Origin of the sequence: Candidatus Contendobacter odensis Run_B_J11, from assembly GCF_000531125.1 — a bacterium.
Taxonomy (GTDB): domain Bacteria; phylum Pseudomonadota; class Gammaproteobacteria; order Competibacterales; family Competibacteraceae; genus Contendibacter; species Contendibacter odensensis.
Window position 1 is genome coordinate 1 of record NZ_CBTK010000052.1, and the last position, 5,172, is coordinate 5,172.

Annotated in this window: 3 protein-coding genes and 1 pseudogene; 2 read left to right on the forward strand and 2 right to left on the reverse strand. The window is 60.7% G+C overall.

Annotated features, from left to right (window positions below):
- Together BN874_RS04655 and BN874_RS04660 are read left to right on the forward strand one after the other, a co-directional pair.
- Positions 1-542 (forward strand): prephenate dehydratase (locus tag BN874_RS04655; protein WP_034431176.1); only part of this gene is annotated, 542 nt, incomplete at its 5' end.
- A 467-nt stretch (positions 543-1,009) separates the two neighbouring features.
- Entirely contained in the window at positions 1,010-3,469 is a 2,460-nt protein-coding gene (locus BN874_RS04660) for a heavy metal translocating P-type ATPase (RefSeq protein WP_051497419.1), read from the forward strand.
- A 133-nt stretch (positions 3,470-3,602) separates the two neighbouring features.
- On the opposite strand, the gene BN874_RS04665 is transcribed toward BN874_RS04660, so the two are convergent.
- Together BN874_RS04665 and pyrB are read right to left on the reverse strand one after the other, a co-directional pair.
- Positions 3,603-4,883, reverse strand: a complete 1,281-nt coding sequence (locus tag BN874_RS04665; RefSeq protein WP_034431178.1) for a dihydroorotase — start codon at positions 4,881-4,883, stop codon at positions 3,603-3,605.
- Positions 4,883-5,172 (reverse strand): annotated as a pseudogene (gene pyrB / locus BN874_RS04670) (aspartate carbamoyltransferase catalytic subunit); the annotation flags it as partial. The pseudogene pyrB and the gene BN874_RS04665, both read right to left, overlap by 1 nt.

Consider the following 5,172-nt stretch of genomic DNA (forward strand, 5'->3'; position numbering starts at 1 on the left):
TTGATTTACCGGCTGTTCGCCGGATTTACTCTCACCGGCAATCGCTGGCGCAATGCCGGGAATGGCTGGATGTTAATTTGCCGCAAATCGAGCAGATCGAAGTCAGCAGTAATGGTGAAGCAGCGTTGCGAGTGCGCGACCAAGAAGATGCAGCGGCGATTGCCGGTCAGAGTGCGGCAGACATTTATGAGTTACCAATCCTGGTTCACAATATCGAAGATGAACCCAATAACACCACCCGGTTTTTAATTATCGGCACTCAGCCGATTGCACCTTCGGGCGATGATAAAACTGCGCTGCTGGTGGCTTCGCTGAATCGGCCTGGTGCGCTGTTCAAGTTGTTGGAACCGTTGGCTCGGCATAACGTCAGCATGAACCGTATCGAATCACGACCCTCACGGCGCGGGATGTGGGATTACGTGTTTTTTATCGACCTCGATGGCCATGCCCAGGACGAGCCGGTGGCCGGGATGCTGACCGAATTGCGTGAGCAGGCCAGCTTGTTCCGGGTGCTGGGTTCGTATCCCAAAGGCGTGCTGTAAGGCTTATTCGCCGCCTTGGAAAGAAACCGTAGAATGTGTTGAGAAAATCAACGATTGCCGCTCTAGGATCCATGCTGCTGATGGCTCTCGCTACGACAATATCACTGACGGGTCGCTTTCCAAATTCAGCGATCATTACCACTATTACCACGATAACATCATCATCAAACTCGACATCGAAACGACACCCCGCGATTCCACCATCGGCGAGAAATTCAATACAGGACTTTCGCTTTCCGTCATTCCCGCGTAGGCGGGAATCCAGTAAGCCGCTGAAAAGCTTGGATACCCGCTTTTGCGAGTATGACGAATTTACGGGTTTAGCGAAAGTCCTGTCAATAGTTATCGCTTTGCCGATCACAAGGAAAATGAGATTGATCGGCGGATGCGGGTTTGTCGGGTCAGCGTAGCGACTGTTGCAATCACTGCAGCAATGAAAATAGCGCCCCGTACTGAGTTGAGCATCGATGCTAACCGCTGATTTCCCTATTCCCACCGTTGCCCCTAGTTCTGCAACCGAGTGCTTTCACTGCGGTCTGCCGGTCCCGTTGGGAGTGAATGACACCGCGATCATTGACGGCCAGCGCCAGCCGATGTGTTGCCACGGCTGCAAGGCGGTCGCAGAGGCGATTATGGCTGCGGGTCTGACCGACTTCTACCGCCATCGCACCGCGCCCTCGCGCCGGGCGGAGGATTTGATCCCGGAACCGTTGCGCGGCTTGGAACTGTACGACCGGGCGGATTTGCAGCAGAGCTTCGTTCGCGCCGAAGGCGAGTATGTCCGCGAAGCCGCCTTGATGCTGGAAGGCATCGTCTGCGCCGCTTGCGTCTGGCTGAATGAGCATCACGTCGGCCACCTGCCGGGAGTGCTGGAATTTCGGGTGAATTATTCCACCCACCGCGCCCAGGTGCGCTGGGACCAGCGCCAGATCAAGCTCAGCGCCATTTTGGCGGCGGTGGCCGCTATCGGTTATATCGCCCATCCCTTCGATCCCAATCGTCAGGAAGCGTTGCAAAAGCGCGAACGCAGCGTGGCCTTGCGGCGGCTGGCCGTCGCCGGCCTCTGCTCGATGCAGGTGATGATGCTGGCGGTGGGTCTGTACGCCGGCGACTATCAGGGCATGGACGACTGGATTCGCGAGTTCCTGCGCTGGATCTGCCTGATTTTGACTGTGCCCGTCGTGACCTACTCCGCCGTGCCGTTTTTCAGCGCCGCCTGGCGCGATCTGCGGCGTCGGCAATTGGGTATGGACGTACCGGTGTCATTGGCGATTGTCACTGCTTTTGCCGCCAGCCTCTGGTACACGGTGCAAGGCGGTGGCGAGGTCTATTACGACTCGGTGACGATGTTCGTGTTCTTTCTGCTCACTGGGCGCTTCCTGGAAATGGCCGCCCGCCACCGGGCGGCGCAAATCTCCGAAGCGCTGGTGCGGATGTTGCCCGCCACTGCTACTCGATTGAATGCGGCGGGCGATGAGCAAATTATTGCTATCGCGGAATTGGCGCCCGGCGACCGGGTGCTGGTGCGTCCGGGCGAAACCATCCCTGCTGATGGTCGCGTCATTGAGGGCGCGAGCAGCGTGGACGAATCCCTGCTTACCGGCGAGAGTCTGCCGCTGCCCAAACAGTTGGGCGAGGCGCTGATCGGCGGTGCGGTCAACGTGGACAGTCCGCTGGTGATCCAGATCGAGAAGGTCGGCACGGATACGGTACTGTCCGCTATCGTGCGGTTGCTGGATCGCGCCCAAAGTGAGAAGCCGCAATTGGCGCTGCTGGCCGACCGCATCGCCGGTCGGTTCATCGCCGTACTGCTGGCGGTAGCAACGGTCGTCCTGTTGACGTGGTGGTCACTGAGCGATTTCGATACCGCGTTTCGGATCATGTTATCGGTGTTGGTGGTGACCTGTCCCTGTGCACTGTCGCTGGCAACGCCGACCGCGATTGTGGCGGCGACCGGCGCTTTAACCCGGCTGGGCCTCTTGACCACTCGCGGTCATGCACTGGAAACCCTGGCGCGAACCACCCACGTCATCTTCGACAAAACCGGCACCTTGACCTTTGGCCGACCGCAAGTCGCAGCGGTGGAACCGGTGAGCAACCTGGAAGTGCGGCACTGTCTGTTGCTGGCGGCGGCGCTGGAACGGGGGTCCGAACACCCGGTCGGGCGGGCGCTGGCTGAAGCAGCGGGCGAGAACATTCCGACTGCGACCGATTTGCATAATACGCCGGGCAGCGGTATCGAGGGCTGGATTGACGGTCGCTGCTATCGGGTTGGCCGACCGGAGTTTGTGGCCGCTTGCAGTGAAAACATGGTGGCTGGACGCGATGATCTCGACACCGCGAGTACCTGGGTGGCGCTGGGTGATGAGAGCGGATTGCTGGCCTGGTTTCAGTTGACCGATGCCTTGCGCCCCGGCGCAGCAGCGGCGGTTGCGGCGTTACAGGCGCGGGGCCTGACGGTGGAGTTGCTGAGCGGGGATCGCCCGGACGCCGTCGCTCATGTGGCCCGTGAAGTCGCGATTGCCACCGCAACCGGCGGCATGTCGCCCCAGGACAAGTTGGAGCGGCTGTGGGAATTACAACGTCAAGGCGCGATAGTGGCGATGGTCGGCGATGGAGTCAATGACGCACCGGTATTGGCAGCGGCTCAGGTGTCGCTGGCAATGGGCAGCGGTACCCAACTGGCTCATGCGACGGCGGATATGATCCTGCTGTCAGAAAAGCTCGAACATCTGGTCAGCGGGGTGGATATGGCCCGACGAACGCTGATGATCATGCGTGAGAATTTCGCCTGGGCCATTGGTTACAATCTGATCGCGCTGCCGCTGGCGGCGGGCGGTTGGCTCACGCCGTGGATGTCGGCGCTGGGCATGTCATTCAGTTCACTGCTGGTGGTGCTGAATGCGCTGCGGCTGCGACAGGTTTGATACCGTCTTCGCCCGTTCTTTTGAGGGGTGAAATTCGTCGTAGCACGGGGTTCCAGCCCGTCAACGCATCACAGGCAAGAGGCCCGTGCGCCCTCCACAACCGGTTTAGAATCCCATACCGATGGTGAAATTTTCAGGGCGTTGTTCGTTCATACACCACCCGCCCTTCCAGCAAGGTGTACACAATCTGCCCTTGCAATTCCCAACCGATAAACGGGCTGTTCTGGCCTCGACTGCGCAGGGTATCCGTAGTGACTCGCCAATCGGTTTCCGGGTCGAAGATACAGACATCGGCCACCGCGCCTATGCCCAGATGACCGCTGTCCAGCCCCAGAATCTGTGCCGGTCCCCATGTCAGTCGCTCCAGCACTACCGGCAATTTCAACACCTCGTCCCGCGCCAGCCGCAGACTCAGCGCCAGCAGGGTGTCCAGCCCGGAAATACCCGGCTCGGTATCGCCAAACGGCGCCTGCTTGGCGTCGGGTTCGTGCGGCTGATGATCGGAGCAGAGCGCACCTAATGCACCACTCGCCAGCCCAGCCTGCAGGGCATCCTTATCACGCAACCCGCGTAGCGGCGGCTGCACATGGCATTGGCTGTCGAAGCCTGCCAAGTCCATCTCGGTCAGGTGCAGGTGATGCACCGCGACATCAGCAGTCACCGGCAAGCCTTCGGCTTGGGCGCGTGCCACCAGTTGCACCGCACGAGCGTTGGACAAGCGACCGAAATGTACCCGCACCCCAATGTCACGCACCAGCTCGAGATCGCGGGCAATGGCGCCAGTTTCGGCTGCGGCTGGAATGCCGGCCAAGCCCATCCGCGTGGCCACCTGCCCCTCATGAGCGACGCCATGGCTCAGCCAAGGATCAAGCGGGGTCAGAAATACGGTCAGATCGAAAGTAGCGGCGTATTCCAGTGCCCGCCGCAAGACCAGAGTGTTAACCAGCGGTCGGCCACCGTCGCTCACCCCCACGCAGCCCGCATCCTTGAGCGCCGCCATCTCTGCCAGCCGTTCACCGCGCAGCCGGTGCGTCAGTGCCCCCAGTGTCAGCACCCGACTCTGACCGGCAGCCTTGACTCGGCGGCGGATAAATTCCACCACTGCCGGTTCGTCAATCACCGGATCGGTGTCGGGCGGACAGACCAGCGTCGTGATACCGGCGGCGGCAGCGGCACGGGTCTCGCTGGCGATGGTCGCTTTATGCTCCTGCCCCGGTTCCCGCAGGCGAGCGCAAAGGTCAATCAGGCCGGGGCAAACGATCCGGTCGCGGGCGTCAATTTCTCGATTCGCCGCAAAGCCATCCGGCGCTGGGCCGATACCGATGATTCGCCCCCCGGCGATGAATAAATCCAGCAGCGCATCAATGCCATGAGCCGGATCAATGAGCCGACCGCCGCGAATAGCGATCCGCATCAGACCTCCTCCCCGACGGGACGGGCGTGATGGCCCAGGGTAATGGACATGATCGCCATCCGCACCGCGATCCCGTTGGTGACTTGCTCCAGAATCACTGATTGCGGCCCATCAGCCACCCGCGAGTCGATTTCCACTCCACGATTGATCGGGCCGGGGTGCATGACTATGGCGTCCGGTTTAGCCAGCGCCAGTCGTTTTTCGGTCAGGCCGTAGCGCTGGAAAAACTCCTGCTCGGACGGCAACAGCGCCCCTTCCATTCGCTCGCGCTGTAACCGCAGCATGACCA